This window comes from Halobacillus shinanisalinarum (genome assembly GCF_022919835.1).
GTDB classification, from domain to species: domain Bacteria; phylum Bacillota; class Bacilli; order Bacillales; family Halobacillaceae; genus Halobacillus_A; species Halobacillus_A shinanisalinarum.
In genome coordinates this window covers 3,126,416-3,149,671 of record NZ_CP095074.1, presented here as the reverse complement: position 1 = coordinate 3,149,671, position 23,256 = coordinate 3,126,416, and the positions used below count along the sequence as shown (strand labels likewise).

The 23,256-nt window shown below is 39.3% G+C and carries 15 protein-coding genes and 3 pseudogenes; 3 read left to right on the top strand and 15 right to left on the bottom strand.

The window, feature by feature from the left end:
- Positions 1-198: 198 nt before the first annotated feature.
- The 11 genes and pseudogenes from MUO14_RS15715 to MUO14_RS15670 all read right to left on the bottom strand — a co-directional run bounded on the left by MUO14_RS15715 (position 199) and on the right by MUO14_RS15670 (position 14,033).
- The gene (locus MUO14_RS15715; RefSeq protein WP_244751557.1) at positions 199-1,458 is read right to left on the bottom strand and encodes a Gfo/Idh/MocA family protein; all 1,260 of its coding nucleotides are present in this window, start codon (positions 1,456-1,458) and stop codon (positions 199-201) included.
- Between the two features lie 440 nt (positions 1,459-1,898).
- Entirely contained in the window at positions 1,899-2,630 is a 732-nt protein-coding gene (locus tag MUO14_RS15710) for a GntR family transcriptional regulator (protein ID WP_244751556.1), read from the bottom strand.
- Between the two features lie 199 nt (positions 2,631-2,829).
- On the bottom strand, positions 2,830-4,497 hold the full coding sequence (locus MUO14_RS15705; RefSeq protein ID WP_244751555.1) for a peptide ABC transporter substrate-binding protein: 1,668 nt from the start codon (positions 4,495-4,497) through the stop codon (positions 2,830-2,832).
- Positions 4,498-5,100: 603 nt separating this feature from the next.
- The gene (locus tag MUO14_RS24805; protein ID WP_396265844.1) at positions 5,101-5,232 is read right to left on the bottom strand and encodes a hypothetical protein; all 132 of its coding nucleotides are present in this window, start codon (positions 5,230-5,232) and stop codon (positions 5,101-5,103) included.
- Positions 5,233-5,995: 763 nt separating this feature from the next.
- A pseudogene (locus tag MUO14_RS15700) lies at positions 5,996-7,473 on the bottom strand (UDP-glucose--hexose-1-phosphate uridylyltransferase).
- A 147-nt stretch (positions 7,474-7,620) separates the two neighbouring features.
- Positions 7,621-8,388, bottom strand: a complete 768-nt coding sequence (locus MUO14_RS15695) for an ROK family protein (protein ID WP_318035974.1) — start codon at positions 8,386-8,388, stop codon at positions 7,621-7,623.
- A gap of 53 nt (positions 8,389-8,441) precedes the next feature.
- Positions 8,442-8,609: a DUF6903 family protein gene (locus MUO14_RS15690; protein ID WP_244751554.1), complete on the bottom strand. Its 168-nt coding sequence runs from the start codon at positions 8,607-8,609 to the stop codon at positions 8,442-8,444.
- Positions 8,599-10,770 (bottom strand): 1,3-beta-galactosyl-N-acetylhexosamine phosphorylase, encoded by a 2,172-nt coding sequence (gene gnpA, locus MUO14_RS15685; RefSeq protein ID WP_244751553.1) that lies wholly within the window; start codon positions 10,768-10,770, stop codon positions 8,599-8,601. Before gnpA ends, MUO14_RS15690 begins: the two co-directional genes overlap by 11 nt.
- A 9-nt stretch (positions 10,771-10,779) precedes the next feature.
- Positions 10,780-11,661, bottom strand: coding sequence for a carbohydrate ABC transporter permease (locus MUO14_RS15680; RefSeq protein WP_244751552.1), 882 nt, complete (start codon positions 11,659-11,661; stop codon positions 10,780-10,782).
- 15 nt (positions 11,662-11,676) lie between these two features.
- Entirely contained in the window at positions 11,677-12,573 is an 897-nt protein-coding gene (locus tag MUO14_RS15675) for a carbohydrate ABC transporter permease (protein WP_244751551.1), read from the bottom strand.
- Positions 12,574-12,695: 122 nt separating this feature from the next.
- On the bottom strand, positions 12,696-14,033 hold the full coding sequence (locus MUO14_RS15670) for a carbohydrate ABC transporter substrate-binding protein (RefSeq protein WP_244751550.1): 1,338 nt from the start codon (positions 14,031-14,033) through the stop codon (positions 12,696-12,698).
- Positions 14,034-14,188: 155 nt separating this feature from the next.
- Between MUO14_RS15670 and MUO14_RS15665 the strand changes: the two genes are divergently transcribed.
- Positions 14,189-15,019, top strand: a complete 831-nt coding sequence (locus tag MUO14_RS15665) for a helix-turn-helix domain-containing protein (RefSeq protein WP_244751549.1) — start codon at positions 14,189-14,191, stop codon at positions 15,017-15,019.
- A gap of 57 nt (positions 15,020-15,076) precedes the next feature.
- Here MUO14_RS15665 and galE read toward each other — a convergent pair.
- The 3 genes and pseudogenes from galE to MUO14_RS15650 form a co-directional block, all read right to left on the bottom strand.
- Positions 15,077-16,044: pseudogene (gene galE, locus MUO14_RS15660) on the bottom strand (UDP-glucose 4-epimerase GalE).
- A 233-nt stretch (positions 16,045-16,277) separates the two neighbouring features.
- Positions 16,278-19,942, bottom strand: a pseudogene (locus MUO14_RS15655) (endo-alpha-N-acetylgalactosaminidase family protein); the annotation flags it as partial.
- Between the two features lie 851 nt (positions 19,943-20,793).
- Complete coding sequence (locus tag MUO14_RS15650) at positions 20,794-21,243, bottom strand: HIRAN domain-containing protein (RefSeq protein ID WP_244751548.1); 450 nt, start codon at positions 21,241-21,243, stop codon at positions 20,794-20,796.
- A gap of 851 nt (positions 21,244-22,094) precedes the next feature.
- Here MUO14_RS15650 and MUO14_RS24360 point away from each other — a divergent pair.
- Together MUO14_RS24360 and MUO14_RS15645 are read left to right on the top strand one after the other, a co-directional pair.
- Positions 22,095-22,226 carry a hypothetical protein gene (locus tag MUO14_RS24360; protein ID WP_255822123.1) on the top strand — a complete coding sequence of 44 codons (132 nt, stop codon included), beginning with the start codon at positions 22,095-22,097 and terminating at the stop codon, positions 22,224-22,226.
- A 28-nt stretch (positions 22,227-22,254) separates the two neighbouring features.
- A complete protein-coding gene (locus MUO14_RS15645) occupies positions 22,255-22,473 on the top strand; it encodes a hypothetical protein (RefSeq protein WP_244751547.1) in 219 nt (72 codons plus the stop codon).
- A gap of 176 nt (positions 22,474-22,649) precedes the next feature.
- Here the strand turns inward: MUO14_RS15645 and cudC are convergent, their stop codons facing one another.
- The gene (cudC, locus tag MUO14_RS15640) at positions 22,650-23,210 is read right to left on the bottom strand and encodes a choline uptake/conversion transcriptional regulator CudC (protein WP_244751546.1); all 561 of its coding nucleotides are present in this window, start codon (positions 23,208-23,210) and stop codon (positions 22,650-22,652) included.
- Between the last annotated feature and the right edge of the window lie 46 nt (positions 23,211-23,256).

Here is a 23,256-nt window from a genome sequence, read left to right as displayed (position 1 = left end):
TAGGTTATAGTTTTGTTAAACACCAATTGGTTATGTTGACAGATGTTTAAAGCGACTCTATTAAAAATTTCATAGAAAAAAGGGGACACTTATTGTCATCCAAACTACGTCCCAATAAAGTTGTCATATATTTATATTGCATTGTTAACTGACCCTTCATGTCTTCAGGGATCCATTTTTGTTTTGAAGATGTCGCCACTAGTTCAATTGACTTTTCTTAAGTGAACTCATAAAGTCATTTAAACGAATAGTCTGACCTGTGTCCCTTGACTTCTCAGCTGCAAAGGCGATTAAATGACTTTTGGCCGACTCTTTTCCAGAGGTCTTCCTACCTTTCCTTTTATAGGTACTTTGTTGAATAAAGTCCCTCATTATCATATTGTCAGCTCCACCATGACCACCTTCAATCCTTTCAGGAGTAATAATTTCTTTTCTACCGGTAAAGTAGTTAACCTTAAGCTCATTTGCTGCAGTTGAGCCGTGAATTTCCCCCTTTGTCCCCATGATTTTAAAAGTCCGGCTCGTTTCATCGGTGAAAGCAGACATGGTGAAGGCAACAGTTACTTCATTATCAAATTCTAGGTTAACCACTTGGTGATCCACCACATTATTATCAGACCGATAAACGCATTTCCCATACGGGCCTTCCTTAATCGCTTTCATACGTTCATCTAAGTTAGGATTAAGCGTTACCACGTTTTGCGGCCAGTTGTCTTTTTCATTGTGATACAATTTGATTGCAGAAAATGGACATTCATGTTCAACCACACACCCATCTGTACACCGATCAGTTGATCCCTCAGGCGCATGTTTTTCATTAAAAAACGTTAAGCTGCCAAACGATGAAACAGTCGTACATTCTCCGTCTATTAACCATAGCAATAGGTCAATATCATGACATGATTTCTGTAACAACATAGGACTTGAAGTACCCGAATTGCTCCAATTCCCCCTTACAAAACTGTGAGCATGGTGCTGCACGCCCACATTTTCGTTCCACTGAACAGACATAATATCGCCGATTCTTCCTTCATCAACCAGTCGTTTTAGCTCACTAAAAAAAGTAGAGTATCGCAGTACGTGACAAACGGTCAAACTACGATTAAGCTTTTCAGCCTTTTCAGCCATTTCCAATGTTTCAAGGGGATCAGGTGACATCGGTTTTTCTAATAAAATATCATAGCCTACCTCCAAAGCTCTCATGGTAGGTTCATAGTGTTGCTTATCTTGTGTACTGATAACTAGTGCTTCACAGAGCTGTTTTTGATCTAGTAGTTCCTCCCAGCTAGCAAACTGATTTTCTTTGGGGATATTGTGGTCGTTAGCAAATCTTAAGCGTCTTTCTTCATTTGGTTCTGCCACAGCAATAAAAGATACCTCATGATCATGTTTTAAGGCATAGGAAGCATATGCAAACATGCCGCGATTCCCCGCCCCTATTAAGACTGCTTCAATCATGTAGCCTCTCCTTCCTAATCTCGTTATTAGTCATTGCCTATCTAGTCACTCACATTAGTTACTCGTCTTGTTCTTCCTAAATTCAGTTCTTGAGGGGGTTCGTCTATCCACAAACTGTAATTTTTCACGGCGACTTTAGCTAAATCAATGAATATTCGTTGGCTAACGGTGGTTCTCGGAAATAATGTGATTTCTCCGCAGTGAAAAATTTAACTTGTACTATCCATAAAATACTTATGTTTTGACAAAATACAGTGACTCTGCCCCCATTTAATACTGCAAATCGCGTTGTGTACAGGAAATGCTCCAATTGAGTGATTATGTAGGTATCCTACATAATGTTTTTATGAGCCATCCCCCCTATAATGTAATATTTTAATTATTTAAAATAATACCATTGTTAGGTTGATGGGTCAACTAAATCAAAAAAACACAGAGCTTTATATAAGCTCTGTATAAAATCGACAACGATCTCCTCTAACAATCGATCTGCAAAATTCTACTGGACGGCCTGCCTTATTAAAGGCTATTCGATCCAATAATAAAGCTGGGTACCCCTCATTTACTTCAAGGTACTTACTTTCATAATCCCGAATTAAAACGGGCTCAAAAACCTCGCGCGCTTTTGAAACAGTCACCCCATACTTTTTTTCCATAAAATCATATAGAGAATATTGTTCAAGATCTTCTCTGGATAGTCCAGGAATAAGCGATGTAGGTATATAAGAGGTTTCTAAAATGATTGGTTCATTATTCGCTTTTCTGAGACGACGTAATGCAACAACATCCTCCTTTATATTTATCTGTAAGGTCTTGGCAATACTTGACTTCACGCGCTTTATTTCAATATCAATAATGACGTCTGTCGGGTTCATCCCCTTAGCAGCCATGACTTTACTGAAAGTATAGAAACCAGTCAGCGATTGTTCCAGTTTAGGTTTAGAAACAAACGTTCCTCTTCCTTGCTTCCGATCCAATAATCCCTCCTGAACAAGGTCTTCTATAGCTTTTTTTGCTGTATTACGACTTATTTCAAAATCATTCCTCATTTCATTTTCTGAAGGTATTTTTTCACCGGGGGCCCATTCCCCAGATTCAATTTTTTCCTTAATAATATCCTTTAACTGGTGATATAAAGGTATAAAACTTCCATGATCTAGTTTATGTGACATTTTGCGGACCTCCTGAATACTCTTATAACTATTCTACTTAATTATGACGGATTTTAAAAGAAAGATAACTAAATCTATAATTAAGTCACTTACATAAAATGCAATAAGTTTAGTTTTATAATTCAAAAACCCCTGTGCAGGAAAGCACAGGGGTTTTTGAAAACTCATATATTAAGGGGGGTTAGGATCCATATCGAAACTATTCTTTAATTGTAGCATCTTGATAGGTATAATGAGGTCCCATTACGTTAGTTCGGAATCCTTTAATATGAGATTTCACGAGATATGACTTCCCACGTTGATAGATTGGCATAATGACTGCATCTTCTTGAACAAGAATTCGTTCCGCCTTTAAGAATAAATCGTAACGCTTTTCAGGATCGTGGACGTATGTGGTAGCAGCATCCTTAAGCAGTTGATCATATTCTTTGTTGGAGAAGCCCGTTTTGTTATGTGGACCATCAGTTACAAACAAATCCATAAATGTATTAGGGTCACGATAGTCCGGTCCCCATGCCGACATAGCTAGTTCGTAATTCATATTGTTCATCCGCTCGGTCCTTATTTTACCTGGTACAGAAACGACTTTAATATTTAAACCTTCCAATTCTTCAAGCTGTGCTTTTATATATGCACTAATATTCCGAGATTGTTCCGTATCTCCAGACAAGTATTCTAATTCAAGTTTTTCTATTCCTAAATCATCTTTCGCTTCATTCCATAGCTGCTTAGCTTTCTTTTTGTTGGTTTCAATTAGAGGGCCATTCATTTCTCTTAGATCTTGACCAGTCTCTGGATGGATAGCAAATCCTTTAGGCAAAAAGCCAGTGGCTGGAATTGAACCATTATTTAAAATAACGTCAACGAGACTTTGACGATCAACTATCATTTGAAGCGCTTTTCTGACTTTGATATTAGCAAGTGCTTTATTCGCTTCCATATTCGTCTTCATAAAATACACTGCGGGGTCTAATCCAGTATTATATTCCTCTGACGTTTTATATTCAGACACAAATTCTGAATTTAATTCAACATGATCAACCTCACCAGACTCATAAAGATTAACGGCTGTAGATGTTTCCTTAATAACACTGGCAGTTATTTTCTCAATATCTACATTCTCGGCATCCCAATATTCAGGGTTTTTTTCAACAACCCACCCTTCTCCATGATTCCATTCTTTCATTGTATATGGACCATTAGAATCTGTGGATTTTGCCTCCATGGCATATTCTTCTCCATATTTTTCTGCTTTATCTTTATTAATTGGGAAAAATGTACCGAAAGATGTCATTGATTTAAAATAAGGAATTGGTTTCTCTAGTTGAACTTCCAGGGTGAAATCATCTACTGCTTTTACACCTAATTCCTCTGGTTTCATTTCTCCGTCAATGACAGCCTGAGAGTTTTTAATAATACCTCCCATCACATAAGGGCCGTATTCAGAGCCCGTAGAAGGGTCCAAAGCACGTCTCCATGAATAAACAAAATCTTCTGCAGTAACAGTATCACCGTTTAGCCATTTGGCATTTTCTCTTAAATGAAATACCCATGTAAGGCCATCTTCACTGACTTCATGATTTTTTGCTACTCCAGGTATATGTTCCCCTTTCAGCCCATAACGATAAAGTCCTTCTTTAGTGACGTTTAGCCATTGAAAAGAGAGTGCATCTGCAGCTAAAGATGTATCCATTGTTTGCAATGAACTAGATACAGATAAATTCATAACTTCTTCCTCGTCACTTGTCCCTGAATTGTCTTGGCTGTCATTCTCTGCTTCATTTGTAGTCTTTCCAGTACAAGCAGCCAAAAAAACCGCCATTACCAGTCCAACACCAATAAGCATAAAAAGATTAAATCTTCTCATAGCGAACCTCCTACTTAGACTTGAAAACTAATCCCAATTACTCATAAACTTAGCCAAAATACCGAAACGAAACTGCTTACTCCAGGTGAATATAAACTGCACAAAATAGATAATTTTCGAACACTGTTCGTTTAGTTGTTGGAAATCTCAGCAGAAAAACCTGTCACAGCTCCGACTGTTTTGGTATTCTGATCGGTTTCTGCATCCATAGGAGAGGAGAACAAACCATCCGGAAGTAGAAACCCCACAATAGCAACGAGTCCCAAACCACAGGGAAAACTTTTAAATAAGACTTCAAAGCTTCAACCTCCTTTTTTTGATACTAATTACAGACACAATAAACCTTCTACATTTTGTCTAAGTATGAATGAGTTGTTTACCACCTCCCCAGAGAAAAATAATTTAAATACCGTCATCGGGTTGTTGGGTTGTGTTTGTTGAAAAAAATTCAAATTTCACCTATCACGTTCTAAGTTCATACTAGTCGAGGTAGACAGATTTTTTTGGATTATTGTTATCCATCACCGAAAGTATTGGGAGCTTCGACTGTTCCATTCGAATAGCGAGCAAATTCCAAGACTTTTTGAACTATTGTATATCTCCTTAAAATGGAAGTTGAATCTGTCTAACTTCTGATGTATAACCTGCCTGCAAACACTGGATAACAATCTCAAGACTATATGCATGTTCAAGATGAATCACAACAGGTACTTTCGCTTGCTCTGCCCCCGTTATGTATGAGTGAAATTATTAATTGGTTCTCAAATAGAAACAGATCCCTGGATAATCACCGGTGCATCAAGAGATTCTGCTCCGCGAACACTGCCTATAGAATGTACTGCGAATGAATTGATGCATAATTATTTTTATAGACATCCTTCCAACATTGCTTTTATTGTACTAACGGCATAGCGCCCTCTTATTCTCTTGAATAAACACAGTAAGGTTTTATTCGACCCTATCATATCATTGTATGGTTGATGGTACAACTGAATTTTCAAAAAACTAATGCAAAAATTTATTACTCCTTTATAAAAGCGCATCGATCCAATTAAGCGAAAATGTTTAATAGGATGCCCTTCCTGGGGTAGAGTCAGGAAAACCGCTTATTTACAACGATAAGCAATCACCTATTACAGAGAAATCCGTATCCTTTTATTGAGAATACGGATTTTTATCTAATATGATGATTTTAGCTCCTAAGTTATAAGGACTCACACTTAATCCAAAACTAAATACTGAGTAGATTACATCATCCATTGGATTCGTATATTCAAATGATCATCGATCCGGATACAGCAACAGTAGCAAGAAATACCTCTACCTTTTAAAGATATTCTCAGTTAACTTCTGCCACCCCCTTAGTTGTCGGTAAATTTCTTTGACAGTATGTACTGCCTTTATCGTTTTCAACTCTTCAATTGTTAGATTAAACATCTGATGTCGATTGACTTTATCTGTTATTAGTAGTCATGTTGGCATTTAACCAATGACATTTTTATAAATTCTTATTCAGGGCCTCTATAAATCGTTTAAATGCTGCACGTTCCTTGAATACACCTGCATCTTCGAGTACTTTCACAAATTTTCCCCCAAGTTCTTTTTTTATCACATCATTCGCTTGTTCAGGATTTGGAGGCTTTCCATATTTGTGCCATAACTGGTTTGCCCAGTCTCGATGATAGGGTTTTACATTGCTAGATTCGCCAAGTAAAAATTTCTTCATGTCTTCTAATTCATTTTTTAACCTCGGTGGTAAAACAGCGAGTCCCATCACTTCTATGAGCCCTATATTTTCCTTTTTAATATGATGCACATCTTCATGAGGATGAAAAATTCCGTGTGGATGCTCTTCAGACGTACGATTATTTCTAAATACGATATCAAGTTCAAACTGTCCGTTGCGTTGCCTTGCAATAGGTGTGATCGTATTGTGCCTTTCCCCATCAGATTCAGCAACGATCTCTCCGTCTGAATATGACTGCCATGTATCAAGTATATATTCGGCTGCATTAACCAGAGATTGCTGTGTACCAGATTTTAGACGAATGACTGACAATGGCCATTTCAGAACAGAAGCTTCCACCAGTGGATACCGTTCGAGTATAAACGTAAAATCGTCTTTTGCCCTCGTCATCGCAAACTCATAACGGCCTGCTTGATAATGGTCGTGACTAAGAATTGACCCCCGACAACTGGCAAATCTGCGTTCGATCCGATAAAATAGTGTGGGTATTTTTCAGTGAACCGGAAAAGTCTAGCAAAAGTGTAACGGTCGATCTTCATCGGTCTGTGCATTTCGGCAAGTAGAATGCTGTGCTCCTGGTAATAGACGTAGGGAGAATATTGAAAATACCAATTTTCATCCAGCAATGGAATTGGAATGATACGGTGGTTTGCTCTAGCTGGATGCCCGGGTCTTCCTTTATAGCCTCCGTTTTCCATGCATAACAAGCATGATGGATATTTTTCCACAGACTTTGTCTGGCGCTCACGTTCAATATCTATAGGATCCTTTTCAGGTTTCGACAAGTTGATTGTGATGTCCATACTTCCATAAGTGGTATCCGCTTCATAATTGATGTTTTTTTCAATTTCCTTTGTCCGAATATAGTTGCTGTTTTGACTCAATTGATAAAAAAAATCGGTCGCCTGTTTTGGAGATTGTTTATATTTTTGATTAAAAACAGCTTGGATCATCGATGGTCTTGCAACGAATACATTCATGATGTCACTTGAGAAAATTTCCTTTTCACTTTGAACATCTTCAATGATTCCCTCGTTAACGGCATAAGCTGTCATTTTGTCAAGTAATTCTGGAATCGTTTCTTTTCCATTGTAGTGAACACCCTCTGGAAAAGTATCCAGTTGAATATAAGCCATTAACTGATTGCGGACATACACCCGGTCTGCGGGTTCTATGAGGTTAGCTGCTACCGCTCGATCGATCAAACCGCAAATATAGCGGTAAATCATATCTTCACCCTTTCTTCTCCATATAAAAGGCGCGCATACCCGCTCCTACTACGCCTTGGCTGTTGTCAAGGTGACTAATTTCAATTTCATTAAGAATGTGAGTTTGTTCAGGAATCAAAAGTTTCCTGAGTTCCTCTTTCAGCAATTTCAACAGAATAGGGTTATAGACGGCAACACTCCCCCCAGTACAATTTTGTGAGGATCAAGAAGACTGTTGATCATATACAGTGCTTGGGCAGTAGATGAGATCATGCCATGCACCAGGTGCTCAGCCTTTGTTTCTCCACGATTGTATTTCTTAAACAAATCCTTCGTCATCAGATGTTCGTCTGCATATATTTGACATGCCTGAGTTTGCAAGGCTGGTCCCGATGCTGTCTGCTCCAGTCTCACCATTTGCCGTTGATCTGTACCTAGCACAGGTATAAGACCGACTTCTCCCGCAAATCCTGCACCTCTGATGAACTCGCCGCCTTTGATTATGGAACAAGAGATCCCCGTACTTATCGTCATATAGACAAAAAGTTCCTCATCTCGTGCACCAGCTTCCCTCCATTCGGCAAATGCGGCCATATAAACATCGTTATCAATCGTAATATGTTCGAAGCTAAGAACCTGTCGCAATCGGTCAACCAACGGGAAATCCTTCCACGGCAGGTTATTCTGAAAAATAGCGGTCCCCTCTTCACGATCAACCTTTCCCGGGATACCGACACCGACCCCTGAGATTTCCGTTTGCGGAATACTACAGTGATTCATCAATTGTTCAATGCATCTGATGACTTGACTGAACATCTTTTCTTCATCAGATGGATCGCTTTTCACTTTTTCCTTTTGTATCAAGAAACCTTCCTCACTTACAATACCAGCTTCTACTTTTGTCCCTCCGATATCAATTCCTATCGCATATTTCATTGTTCAGCACCTCTTTCTAAATCCTTCTCCCTTATAGGTTCTGCTTTTAGTTATCACGTAAACTTTCTATTATAATTCCAAAGCAGGAATAATAGGCCGCTCAGTCCGATCAATTGGGTAAGAAGCTCCCATCTTCCTACCGTCCTTTGTCCATTGATAATCAACAATAAACAGAAGATAAAGAAGACCACCTTTAAGATTGGAATGAGTTTATCCTTCATTTGCGTAATCCTCCCATTTCATTTCACAAGGCTCTAACGCTACCTCATAGCTGATACCGGTCCCGAGATAAACATGGGTCACCTGCTTTTCTGCAGAGTTGTTGACAACTGTATATTTCTTGATGTCCGGGTATGCATGAACCTCACAGTATGGATTGGAAGCATGCCACACGTTAAATTGTTTTTCTTTATTCGCGGCATAGTAAAGGGACCTCATCAGAAGGTCAGTGTTCTCATGACTGTATGGAAGACCCGCCATGTAGACGCCGCGCCCTTTCCCGTAAGAAGAACTCGATAAATGGATCGATCCGTTTGAATATTCGATGACTTCAGCATCTTCTCTCAATGCATAAACATTGTCCGTACTTTCACCAAAATCGTACGAAGTTATATTCTCACTGATGAAATGCGCATCAACCGTTTCAGTAAAGTGTTTATTAGTTGACAGACTGAAGCCTAGTTCTTTATCAACACCAAGAACATCAGCCAGTTGGAAGAAGCGACCCTGATGATGAAACGCTGTCGGTTCACCTATTCCAATGAAGCCCCCACCGTTATACACCCACTCGCGGATGGTCGATGTCAATGTTTCGTCCAGCCAGCATTCTCCTCCAGAAAAAGCCGTGCTAGCATCACCTGCATTGATAAGAACATCGACATCATCTGGAATCCCACTCTTTATGACATCATCGAAGCTTAAAAAGGTAACGTCTGTAGCTGAACCGCTCAATGCTTCAAGCACACCTTGATAAGAATACGTCTGTTTATAATATTTCCCGTGAGCAACCATATGCGTCTGCCATGTTCTCAACCGGCCCCATGCATTCAAAACAGCGACCTTTAAGCCAGAATAAGGCTTAACCTCATGGATCAATTCGTAAATGCTACGGAATTCATTGGTGATTTTACCCACATAATCAACAAATGAAGGGAATTTGTAAGCAAGACTCAAGTATCCTCCATAACCTATTCGATCCAGCGGCTTACGCATCAGTGCACGTCTGGCAGTCAACCAATTCTCTTTCGCCTCTAAGACAGGATCATTCCCATCATAGAAAGTATCGGGGAAAAAATATGGTAGGAATCTGCCCTCGGTATATTTCACATGCGGAATGTCTGCAATCATCCGTAACGTCGTTCCATCCCCGACACTTCCGACAACGGCATCGATCCCCGTATCCTTAAAATATTTCCCGTAAGGCTCTGCACCGATCCAATTGTCTCCGAGGAACATCATCGCTTCCTTATCGTGACCATGGACCTCTTCGACCAATGACTTGATTTCTGACACGGTGAATTTTTGAATAAAGTCCATATAATCTAAATAAGCTTTAGTAGGCGTTCGAAATGTTGAATTGTAATAGCCCTGGTCGACAATATCTTCTGGACGGAGACGGTATCCCTTTTCTTCAGCGAATGCCTCAAGTGCAGCAACTGATACACTTGCACCGTACCCAAACCAATCCACGAATTTCTCTTCTCCCAAGTTGTTGAAAATCAATGTAAAATGGTAGAAGAAGGTCGTGAAACGAACAACATCCGTATCAGGATTTCCTTTTAACCATTTTTGTAAGTAATTCTTAACAAATTGGTTTGAATGAGGCTGCCTCACATCGAACGGAATTTCGTGTGGCTTGTCTCCCCAGTCATTTGTAATATGGTTGTACATTTGAGTCGGATCCCATTTCATATACGCTAAAAAGGAAACGGTGTACTCGTGCCATGGTATTGCATCTGTGATAATGAGAACATTCTGCACCTTGTCGACTTGCCACTTTACAGGATCAACGACCTCTCCAGTTGTACGGTCGATGACTTCCCACCACTTTTTCACATCGTGGATGTAATCAGCTTCTACTTGTTCTTCAAAATAGCCATCCAGAAAAGCAATGGTTAATTCATTGCCTGTAGCTGTATTAAATTTTGACATCAAGTAAAGCTGTTGCATTTCCTCTAGATGCTTCTCGGCAAATTCATTGTGGCTGCGGGCTACGAAATAAGTCGTATAAACCTTGGCATTGAGCTGCTTAATTTCTTCATCGAGTTTCGTACCGTCGCTGTCCCTTAGCGCATCGGCTCCCCAACGCTCCATTAATTCTTTCGTTTCTTCTAAAAAGTTCTGCTGACTTGGCAGCGTCACTCTTCCCTTGTTTTGTTGCATCTTTAACACCTATCCTTTCAGTCCACCAACTGTCATCCCCTGAGTTAAACGCTTTTGAACAATGATATATAAAATTAAAGTAGGAAGCATGACGATAACCATGCCTGCATACATCGGTCCATAATTGGCGGCGGCTCGTTCGGCTGCCATCAAATTCAATAATCCTACCGGTAATGTCTTGTTTTCTCCTGGCATCAACGTTAGCGCCAGGATATATTCATTCCAGAACAACAAAAAGTTGAAAAGAATAACAATGATGATACTCGGCTTAGCCATCGGGAGCATCACTGAGAACATTGTCTTAAAGTAACCTGCCCCATCAATACTTGCTGCTTCTTCAAAATCAGACGGCAAGGTTTCAAAATAGCTGGATAAAAGAAATATGGTAAACGGCAATGCGGTCGATGCATAGATGAGCGCAAGCATCACCCGATTATTTAAAAAAGAGCCGCCATCAAACATTGTCTGCATAAGTGAATCCCAGTCGAGAAGCATCAAAAAAATAGGAACTGCAATGTAACTCACATTAATGAACAGTCCTGCCTTCACAAATGAATTTAGAAATTTACTGCCAAAGAACCTGAAGCGAGACAGAACGTAGGAAGCAGGCAGTGCAATCACTAACAAAAACACTATGGCAAGCCCTGTGACGATAATAGAATTAAACAAGTAATCGCCCATTCTCGCCTCTACGAAAGCTTCGACGAAGTTTTGATAATGAAATCCATCCGGGATCGCCCATGGATTCCCGTAAAACTCTGAATTTTCCTTGATCGATGCAAACAAAATCCAGACCACCGGGATTATGATGGAAGTAGCAAGGGCAATTAGTGCTACATAAATAAATATCTTATAAAAAGATTCCGTCTTCAGACCTTTTGATTTTTTCATGTAGTAGAAGCCTCCTTAATATTCCAACACATCACGTTTGGTAATATGACTGATAATCGCTGCGAGAGCGAACGAAAATAAAAACACAACTACTCCGATCGCCATCCCATAGCCATACGTGGAATTACCGTAAGCCTGTTCATACATATAGGACAGAAAGACTTCTGTTGATCCGTCCGGTCCTCCTCCAGTCATCGCCGTGACGAGCAAAAAGCTCAAATTAACCGTACTGATTATATAGAATGTTAATGTGGTACGGATATTGTTCCATATCAATGGAAGTGTAATATCAAAAAACTGTCGAAACGGACTGGCTCCTTCCAGTGATGCAGCCTCATAATAACTAGCCGGGATACTGGCCATGCTCGACATGTACATAACCATGTAATAACCGATTGCTTGCCAAACAAGAGCACCTGCCACGCTGTAGATAACGATCTGTTGATTCCCCAGCCACTTTTGCTGCCAAAAATCTAAGTTTAACACAGCGAAAACACTGTTCAGCAGACCGTTTGACGGCGCGTACACAGCAGAGAAAATACCTGCAATGACAACAATAGATAGAATATTCGGAATATAGAAGATAACTCGAAAGAAGTTTCCTCCTATTATTCTTTCTTTTGTCAAAATCGCTGCGAAAAACACAGCGACAACCAACGTGACAAGGGCTACAATCACAATCAATAAAATAGAATTCTGGAAAGATTGGATAAAGTCCATGTCATTCCATAAAAATTTAAAATTATCAAATCCAACGAACTGTTTCTGGTTGGAAAAGCCTCCCCAGCTGTATAAGGACATTCGGAAAACATCAATAGTAGGAATGACCATAAAAATCACAAATAAAAGAATTGCAGGTGTGATACATACACCGATGAATATGTTTCTTGCCTTGGTTTTACTCAAATACATTCACCCCAATTTACCGCAGTCTGCGTCAAAAATTCGTAATGAGATTTACTTAAAAGTTTGAAGACGAAGCCAAAGGCTCTCTCCGTCTCCTTTCTTTTTTACACTCTTTTTATACGAACAGCTTATTTCATTGCTGATCTAAGCCTGTCACTAACTTCCTCAATACTTGCCTGCCAATCCTTATAAGTCAGTTCACCACTCATCACACTGTCGATCTGACCATATAGAACATCGCTTATGTTTGCTCCAGGCACTGGTTTTGTAGAAGCGAATGTTCCCATAGCCGGGAGGACAGATTCATCTTCATAAATGCTATAGAAGGTTTGTTTTTGGCCTTCCAGCTTATCCGTCAATCCTTTAATTGGCTGGACGGCACCAGAATCCAAGAATATTTGTGCTGCCTCATCAGAATACATGTAAGCAATAAAATCTTTTGCCGTCTCTTTATTCTCCGCTTTAGCCGGGATCCACATTTGCTCAAAAAACGTAAATGCATAGCGGTCTCCGCCCTCTTCGAAAGCCGGAATCGCTGTGATGCCCCACTCAAAGTTGTCCGCCCTCGGTGCTTCTTTCATTTCACCGACGACCCATGTTCCGTTTGGCATGAACAACGCCTCGTTATTCAAGATCAATTGTTGGTTTTTCGTGAAATCTTTCGGATTCGCATTCGCTACCGTATTCGGATGTGTATATTCAGCCAGTTTTTCAATTGTCTTCAATACTTTTTCCGCTTCTTTTGTTTCCCAGATTCCGTCTTCATATTGCATGGCAGCATTAAAGAAATCTGAACCTCCTACTGCATACATCAAAGAGCCGACAAATGTATCGAAATAGCCGGTCGTTGGATAAGTGAAAAGGGCAATACCTTCTTCTTTGGCTTTTTCACCAAGCTTCCACATTTCATCCCATGTAGTTGGTACTTCCCATCCTTTTCCTTTGAAGAGACCAGCGTTATTGAACAACCCTGTCGGACTATAGAACATCGGTGCCAAGTAAGTATCTCCATCTGCATATGGGTTTGTTGCCAACGTATCTGTAAAGCCTTCGAGCAATTTTTCATTGACTGTCTGGTCTTCTCCAGGGATAGTCATTTCAAAAACATCATTTATTTTTTCTAACCCGTTTGCTTTGATCATAGTTTCTGTCATTGCCTCTGGTCGGTTTGTTGCAAGCAAGAGTACATCTGGAAATTCGCCCGCCTGCATTTTCGGCCGGATAACTTGCTCTAAATTCTTTTCAATTGTCAATTCAACTTTAACTCCATCGTTTAAAGCTTCATAACTTTCGGCTATTTGATGCCACATCTCTTTTCCATAAGCCGATTCCAATGCTGCTACCTTAAGAACTTTTTCCCCGTCATCTGCCTCTGAAGTGTTAGCATCTTCAGTGTCCGAACATGCCCCTAAAGCAATGACGATGGACAACATTGCCAAAACGAATAAAAGCTTTTTTATATTCATAACTGGCTCCCCCTTTATTAGTCATTTACAATTTAATCGTAACGTTGCTAAAACGCTTTCACAATAAACATCTTGTTCCCTTTTTTAGGAATATTGCTATTTTTCCGAATCACCTATAAAATAGTTCCAATAAGTGTGAACGAGGAGGATGAAACATGTCCTATGAAATCTATCGTGTTAACGAAAAAAAAAGCAAGAAAAATCCCTTCACCCTATTGTATATCACCCATTCTGAGTACGATAAAGGCTGGCACAGCACAAAGCACTCCCACCATTTCACAGAACTCTTCTATATCGTAAAGGGAAAGGGCTCTTTCCTTTTACCCAGTAATGAAATCCTGGTCAAAGAAAATGATCTTGTCGTCATCAATCCCAACGTCGAACATACAGAAAAGTCCAATCCAAGAGATTCACTTGAATATATGGCTCTCGGCATTGAAGGACTAGCCTTTTCTCTTGCTGATGAAACGGAGTCTCAAATGGGGTTGTTTACGTATCAAGTTGATCGAAATGATATTCTGTTTTATTTGAATAAACTGCTCGAGGAGGTCAAATACACCGAAGAAGAATATGAAGTCATTTGTCAGAGCATTATTTCAATTCTGCTCGTAAAACTTCGAAGAGGGAAAGACTTTGTTATTGAAAAGACCGAACCTAAAAATATCAATAAATCGGTCGCTTTCATCAAATATTACATTCATCAAAATTACCGTGAACCGTTGACCCTGGATGACCTTGCTGAAGCCGGCCACATCAATAAATATTACCTGTCCCACACGTTTAAGGAGGACATTGGAATCTCACCGATCGAATACTTGAATCAAGTCCGTATTCGAGAGTCCAAAATCCTGCTAGAGACAACCGATTATCCAATTGTACACATCGCAAATATTATTGGATTCTCATCTCAATCTTTTTTTACACAGGTATTCAAGCGATCAACCCAGAAGACTCCTTCAGCCTACCGTAAAGCAAATTCATCTTAGCAGAATAAAGACGGATCTCTTTGGATTATGCAGAGAGTTCCGTCTCCTCTTCTTTACTTACCCTTTGTGCCACTCCCAGGCCGTAGCGATCATATCTTTCATTGATGTATAGGCAGGTTCCCAACCGAGCTCGGACTTTGCTTTTTCGTAAGAGGCGACTAAACGTGCAGGGTCCCTTGCCGCCGTGGGGCAACGACAGCAGGAATCTCATGACCAGTCACCTGTCGTGCAGCTTCGATCAATTCTTTAACGGAAAAACCTGATCCATTTCCAAGATTATAAACGGTTGAATTCATTCCTTCATGCAAGGACTCCATTGAAAGAATATGGGCCTGAATCAAATCGACAACATGTACATAATCCCTGATACATGTCCCATCTTCTGTTGGGTAATCATCACCAAAAATAGAAATGCTCTCTTTTTCCTCTTTGGCTACTTGTAAGATGATCGGTACGAGGTGAGTCTCAGGATTGTGGTCTTCTCCGATATCAAATTCAGGATGTGCACCGACAACATTAAAATAACGCAGAACTACATGTCTGATTCCATGTGCTTTATCTGCTTATTTGAGCATTTTTTCAACCGCCAATTTTGTCTCTCCGTACGGACTTGTTGGTTTTGTACCATCTGTTTCAAAAATAGGGATCTTCTCAGGTTCCCCATAAGTTGCTGCGGTCGATGAAAAAATAATGTTATCTACTTCGTACTCTTTCATGACTTGCAGAAGATTTAGTGTTCCGTACACGTTGTTCTCATAGTATTCCAAAGGAACAGATACACTCTCACCAACAAGGGAACTTGCTGAGAAATGCATAACTGCACCAATTCTGTGATCATCAAACACAGAACGAATATCCCCTTTATTTCTCAAGTCTCCTTTTATAAAAGCTGCCCTTGGATCAACCGTATGCTGATGCCCTGTTTCTAAGTTATCTAACACAACAACTCCATATCCAGCTTGCAATAGTTCGACAACCGCGTGACTGCCAATGTAACCGGCACCACCACATACTAATACCTTCATAACAAGCCCCCTCTCCTATAGTGATTCCTTCCGAGTATTTACGACATGTCTTTGTTTGTCTAGATGGTTAATAAGAATTACTTCTAAAATAAAAACATTCCCCGAGAAAAAACAAAACTAGATGTTTGGTCTCAGGGAAAAAGCTTGTTACTTAAATTTCTCCAGACTATTGACTATTGGGAGAAAAATTTAATAACTTATCCAATCAAAATTGGTGCCTATCACCTTGCCTATTATTTTTCTGATTTCTCAATACGAAGATTATCTAACATAAACGTACCTTCACCTGTATGCATATTTACACGGGTTCCATCACTGAAGATACCGATGTAAGTTTGCTGATTTTCAGATCCTGTAACAGTAAACGATGCCCTCTTAGTTTCAACAGACGCGGGAAGGGATTCATTCACCTCTAAACCCTTTGCATCACTGATATCTTTTACATCGATGGCTTGGTTTCCTGATATAAAACGATAAGAATCTGTTGTTGTCTGATAATCGAAAGATACTTTATAAGTTACACCCGGTTCAAAATGGAAATGCTGTGGAATTGTACGATACACTAAACCCTTGTTCCCCGTATTCACTTTTAATGACCAATTTCCACCTAAGACATCATCCACTACTTTTTTGCCTGCCCATCCTTTTTGTGTATAAGGTGCATGCAACTCAGACAAATGAATTCTATTATCTTGGACCCCTTCCGTATTACCAATAACAAATGGGTAAATCCCCTGAACAACTGACTCAAAGCCTTGTTGGTATACGTTTGAAGATACGTGATTTTTCAAGGTCTTTTGAACGACACGAATATCATCCATCTTCGTACTTCCTTCTCCAGCTTCACGTTTGAGCGTCAGTTCAGCTGTTTCAGATTCAGCTGTAAAGCTTACTTGCATTCTTTGCATTTTACTATTGTATCCATCATTGGTAGCATGGGAATCAGCTTTGACATAGTTTTTCTGCAGACTCCGGGGTGCGTAATTGCTCACATCTGTTACTCCACCAATTACTTCGACTTCAGTTCTCACATCACTATTATTTTCTACATATACCTCTGCTACATAATCTTTGCCCGGTTCCAAATTAACTAATGCACGGGTGACTGTTGTATCTTTTGATGGACTATCAAAATTCAAATAATAGTCTCCACTGCTTAATTGACGAGCACTTTCTGTTTGATCTGTTCTCTTGACACTAACCGCTTTTTTATCTCCGACAACAGTTGTTTGTTTATCTTTTACCGTTCCAATATTAAAACCGGTGTCATAAACATGAGCACCTGTGCTCCATTCATTAATCTGTACCCCTTCGCCTTTGTCTTCTACTACCACATATGGGGTAGCAGGCTCAGCATTCAAAGTTATTTGATTGTCTACGACTCTAACTATTTGTTTTTTCCCTCTTCCTTGATCTGTCAACTTGTACACGTAAACCTTTTTCGCACCAGAATATTCATCTGGGAGTGTCCAAGTGGATTCTCCACCTTTCAAATTCCAGTGGTATAGTTTTTCAGAGTCAGAGGTCGGTGTTTCGAAGTCCTGCTCTACCCATGGAAGCAAATACTTGTGTCCATCAAGGACTACTTGATCATTAAGTGTAATGATACGTTCTCTAGAATTGTCTTTTCTCGTTACTACCACTTCGTCCCCATTATTTGGATCCTCTAATTTGATCTCTTTTTCTAAATTCGTTTTTGTAGGATCTCCCTCCACTTTTGCCCAATTAGTTACATAATACTTCTGTAAAAATTTAGTGGGGACATTTGTGTCGAACGTCATCTGGATAAAGTTATCAAAGTTCTTATCCGATTGCCATCCTTCAAAACCAGCTAATTCATACCCACCAAGCAATGGATGATCAGCGGTTCCGCCTTCCTCAGGCCAATTCAACACCCAAGAGTCTTTCTGGTGGTTACTGATAAAACGAAGCACTTCTGAGTTGATACCCTTGTTAGCTGGTCCACCATAGTTCTTATCGGTAGCCCAATGCTGCCAGGTCGAATGGTTGGCAATTGATGTACCAAACTCAGTGGTTACTCTCCAGCCTCGATCAATAAACTGCTCCGCTACTCTATTTGATTCCCACTGATCTTGATACCATACATCTAAATAGATAAAATCGAGATCGGGGACTGCTTCCTTTAACTCATCCAATCTTTGAGCGCGTGTACCTGAATACAAATCTTTCAATTTATTAATCGTATAAGATTGGTCTAGCCAACCCCATCCTCTCGAGTTTGAACTATTGATCAAGTTCTCACTGAAGGCATCTGCTTCAGGGTACGTTTCTTGAGCGTTAATATGGACACCAAATTCGGAATTGTACTTGTGGCCTTCTTTAATGAGAGTATTTAAATCCTCTGCGCCACCCATACGTTCTCCTACATCCCCATAATCAGGATGCGCACTGTCATGTCCTTCGTTTCCATATCCTTTTAATAACACAGCTTGTCCTAAGCCATCTGTCGCAACGGCTACTTTTTTTACATTATCCAGTGTTTTTAGAAATGGTTGCTGTACTTGTGATCCAAAGTTCATAGCAATACGTGTAGCAACAATATTATTCACATCTTCTGAACCTTCAATCTCTTGCATAATATCGCGGTATGCAATCGCACCATCCTGCCAGTCAACTTTTTCATCGCCATTCGACTCTTCTGCAATAACGATTTTGATCGTTGGTTTGTTGGATGATGGATCTGGCATAAATCCCCGATGATAGTAAAGCTTACTAGACCCGATCCCCATTGCTTTAGCACCATCTTCACTTTCGTAACGGTTGGCAACCAAGTTCAGGTACCCATCTACTTCTGAACTGGACCATACTCCAGCACTTAATTCGTCAGTAGATAAAAAGGCCGTGTAATAACGAGCCGATGTTCCGATGTTTTCCATAGAACCATCTACCCTTACCTTTTCATCCCCCGGTTTATTCACATCACTACTGAGATTCGTTAATTTAGCTTTAGCGTTCGTTTGTTTGGAATCTACTGAGATAAAATTCATATCAGCAAATTCTACAGTTTCAATAGGCGTATCTCCCTCATTTTCTATTTGATCAAATGAATAAATCACCTTATTATCTTTTACTTTCAATGATAGTTTGAACATAGCATTCAAATCCTCATCCATATCCTTAACGGTTAAAGTGTAAAGGGCTTCATCATCACTAACCTTTTCAAAGCCGACTTCTGGATAATATAGCATGTTGTTTACTCTTAATCCGTAAACCGGAGATTTTTGCCCATTCATAACTTTGTCGCCCACCGTATAGTTAATAATACGAGGGAAAACTTCATCAATCGTTACATCCATATAATCCGAGCTCAATGTCTGTTCTACGGGTTCCGTATTGGGGGCTCTGGTGGAATGTATTCTTTGATTTTTACATTAGAGATGTTGATGTTCGCTGCACCTCTGCTCTTTTCCAGCCCAACTAAACCTGCTTTATCCGTTCCCTCTGGTTGTGTCCAGGAAGCGATTTTTTCCCCATCAATAAATAAAGATGCGGAATCGTTCACAAATTTCAATTTTAAACGATACGTTTGATCCGCTTCTAATGGCACGCCTTCTGTCATAGATGTCCATTTGTTTACAGGGCCGAATACTTCTCCAAAGTATAGATCGTTCTGATCACCTGTTCCTGTATAAGTGTATGTGGAAGGGTCTTGGACACGATAAATAAACCCAAAACGACTCAAATCCGTATCTGGAGTGATATCAGCTTCAAAAATACCATTCTTTAATTCTTCCATTTCATCATAAACAATCTTATTTTTTCCATTGGAGGTAACACCAAACGTTACAGAACCATCGTCCCTATAGTCTAGTGTCCCGTCTCCTTGGACGATTTTAAAATCTCCCTCTTCAAGTGTGTTATCCGTAATATCTACCAAATCGTTATCTACATCCTCTGCATGAAGAGGCTTACCGAAATTCGCAAGCAGTAAAGGAAGCGCCATCATAGATACAAGAAATACTGTAATTGTTTTTTTAAAATAAATTTTTTCCACTTTCTTAACCTCCTTTGAAATTTAATATACTCTCATCACTTGGTAAACAACGTAACTTTTCAGATTGCAGGAAATCATTGTTCAATATAAAAAATCAAATGGTATTCACCTCCCTTTAGGTTATGGATCCCAAAGTAACTTTTAGCACTTCCTCATTTAAAAGGAGTATGGTTTGTATATCATCTTCCATCCACTCTCTTGTACATCGGAGGTTATCGCGGAGCATAACGGGCAGGTTTTTTAATGCATTAATCTATTCTCAAGGCTACATATTATAAAACGCTTTCACAACAAAAATATTGTTTTATTTTTTAGAAAAATTGTTTATTTTAAATTTTTCGACAAATCGTCTGATATGATATGGCTAAAAAGGAGGGGAGGGGGCAAGCTTTCGTGGACACTGAAAAAAGTCTATTTACGTAAAAAAGAAGATGACTACCTGCTATATATAGGTAGTCATCTTCTCTTAATTGTTTATATGTCGGTTAAATTTCGATTCCATATAGGTCTCCAGTCTACAGCGAACCAAGCAGCCCAAACCCTTCAGCAGGATCGGGCTCATCAAAAAAGAGAAATCACACAAAAAGCTGTAACCGTCTAGGGCTTTAAGGGAAGCAAGCATAAGCGCGGTAGCTTTTGAAAGAAAATCAAAGAAATCAGCAGCTAACTGGAAATACCCCATTGTATTGTCCATTTTATGCGGTTGATCCTGGAATTGATTAGGAAATGATTTATTATGTGTATTCAAGTTTATTTTGTGTAGGATAAAGTAAATTAGGATACTTTTCTCTTAAATGAAGTGGTAATAAACCGGTAACATGTACCAAAACTTTTATTTGTGGAATTCCATATTTATTAATTGCTTTAATGGTCATGCTCACAAATTGATCTTCTTTTAAAAGCGTGGAAAAGAACTTCGCATACACCGCAGGAATGTAACCTAGTTGTGTATCATCTGTCAATAAAATTTTCACTGTATACTTATCATGCTGATGATTAGACTCTCTAACTAATTTTAATTCCTGACCCATTTCTAAAGTCTCTAATGACTTTTCACCATCATAATATCTCCAGCCTTCAATATAAAAGTCTACCCTAAGCATATTTTCATCCATTAGCAAAGGAAAAACCAACTCAAAAGAATCAGTGGTTGTCTTCCCTTTTGTGACACGTAAAATTTCCATTTCATGTGATAAACTTTTTAACCCAAATGAGTGTGAAGTAGTGACTTATAATCTGGGCGTTCTTTATTAGGAAACCTTCTACTATAAAAGGGGAGTAATAACTTCTAGAAAGGTCTGGAAAGGAAAAAATGTTACAAGCCCATTTTGTTTTGCTTCTTGACGTCCTCTTGGTTTATTAGTTTTATCATATTCAAAATAGTAACCATCATCTGCTACATATAACAGGTTTCCAACGTTTGATACCTTAGGTACTTTGAACAAATATCGATTCTTATTACCTGTATCTGACTTAAGCCAATACTTCTCTCTAGTTCCTGATACCTGAAGGGAAATAATCATTAGTCCAATTTGAAATAGCAGTTATATTGTACATTATATTTCTCTCCCCAGTATGTATGTTCCTTTAATTGTTATGATTATACCCCGTTGTTTACCGTCTTACTTCATACTATCCATCGATAATATATCAAAGGCTCCTTTTTTTAAAATTAAAGCAGATATAAACCTTTCCTTTAATAATAGACTGAATCCGAGAAAAGAAAAACCTATCAAAAGTCCTTTGAACTAATGAGAGGCTCGAATTTCGAACAGAACTTTAAGAAATCCAGTCAAAGGATTGGACACTAAAGCCTCCTCTATTTTTGGTTAATAATAGAAAAATCAATCGAAACGGTTATGTATTTTGATTATTTCATTTTAAAAATTTGTCTTTATTATTTACTACATGATTAAGCGATTTACCTGCTTGAAATGTAAGAGAGCAAGAGAAATCTTCATATATAAATGTGCCTGAACATTTATGTACGCGAGTATAAGGTATAATAAGGGGTGTGTTTAATGGAGGTGCTGATATGTCTATTCCAGATAAGATTATGAAGGAAATTGGCATGTTGAGTGAGACAGATCGACAAAAGGTACTTGATAAAATTAAAGAAAAATATATGTCCAAAGATGTTATTACACTAAATGAAAATTATGCCTAGTGGGATAATGAGGAGGACGACATCTACAATGAATAGTAAGGTGAAACAGGGCGATGTTTGGTTGGCAGATGTTCTTTTTAAAGGAACCCGTCAGACTAAGCAGCGCCCTGTTATTATGGTCGGAAATGAATTGGCATTGGATGGGGATGTTCATCTATTTCAGCATATATATATGAACGGAAAGAACATCGATACGGAGAACCCGGCGTTTTTGAAATTCTTCATATCACTTACAGGAAAATCTTAAAAAAAGCTGCCTAATTTCTTTATTTTAAAAAAATATGACATCTGGCTTATTTATGTACAGCCATGACTGGGAAATAATTGAATTTATTCTTTTGATTCCACGTTTATTTATAAATCAACCATTTACCACTGTTTTATTTTCTCTTAAATTGACGTCTATGGGGGCAGACACGAACACTAATTCTTTTTCTCCGAAGTCGCTTCTTCCACCGGCAAAAAGTCGAAAATCTTCCCGGAATCGATGGAATCGGCCAGTCGTTCGAGCCACTTGCAATATTTCCGGTAGTCTTCAAGCTGTTCATAATCAACCTTCGCTCTTTCAATCGTCTCTTCGTCTGCTTCCTCATCGTCAATCACCTGCTGAAGCATCCCTTCTGCATAATCAATCGCAGAGAGGTTCAGCTTGGCTTCCCGCTCCCACTTGTTTCCAAAAAAGTGAGAGAAATATTTAAAAAAGTTCTTCTCCGCCATGAAGGAATCCTTGCGCGAGCCCTTCTGCCACACTTTCTGGACAATGCTGATCTCCTGCAGGTTCCGGACAGCAATACTCATGCTCGGTTTGCTCATTCCGAGATCATCCTTCATGTCATCGAGCGTCATCGGCTTATGCTTGAAGTACATCCTTGCGAATAATCGCCCGGTTGACGGAGTGATTCCATACAAGTCCATCGTTTCGGCAATAGAATTGACGACGGCTCCTTCCGCCTCTTCAATCAGTTCTTCTGACTTTTTTTTCAAAGAATCACCTACTCTCCTTTTGTTTTAAACATTTATTTTATTCAAT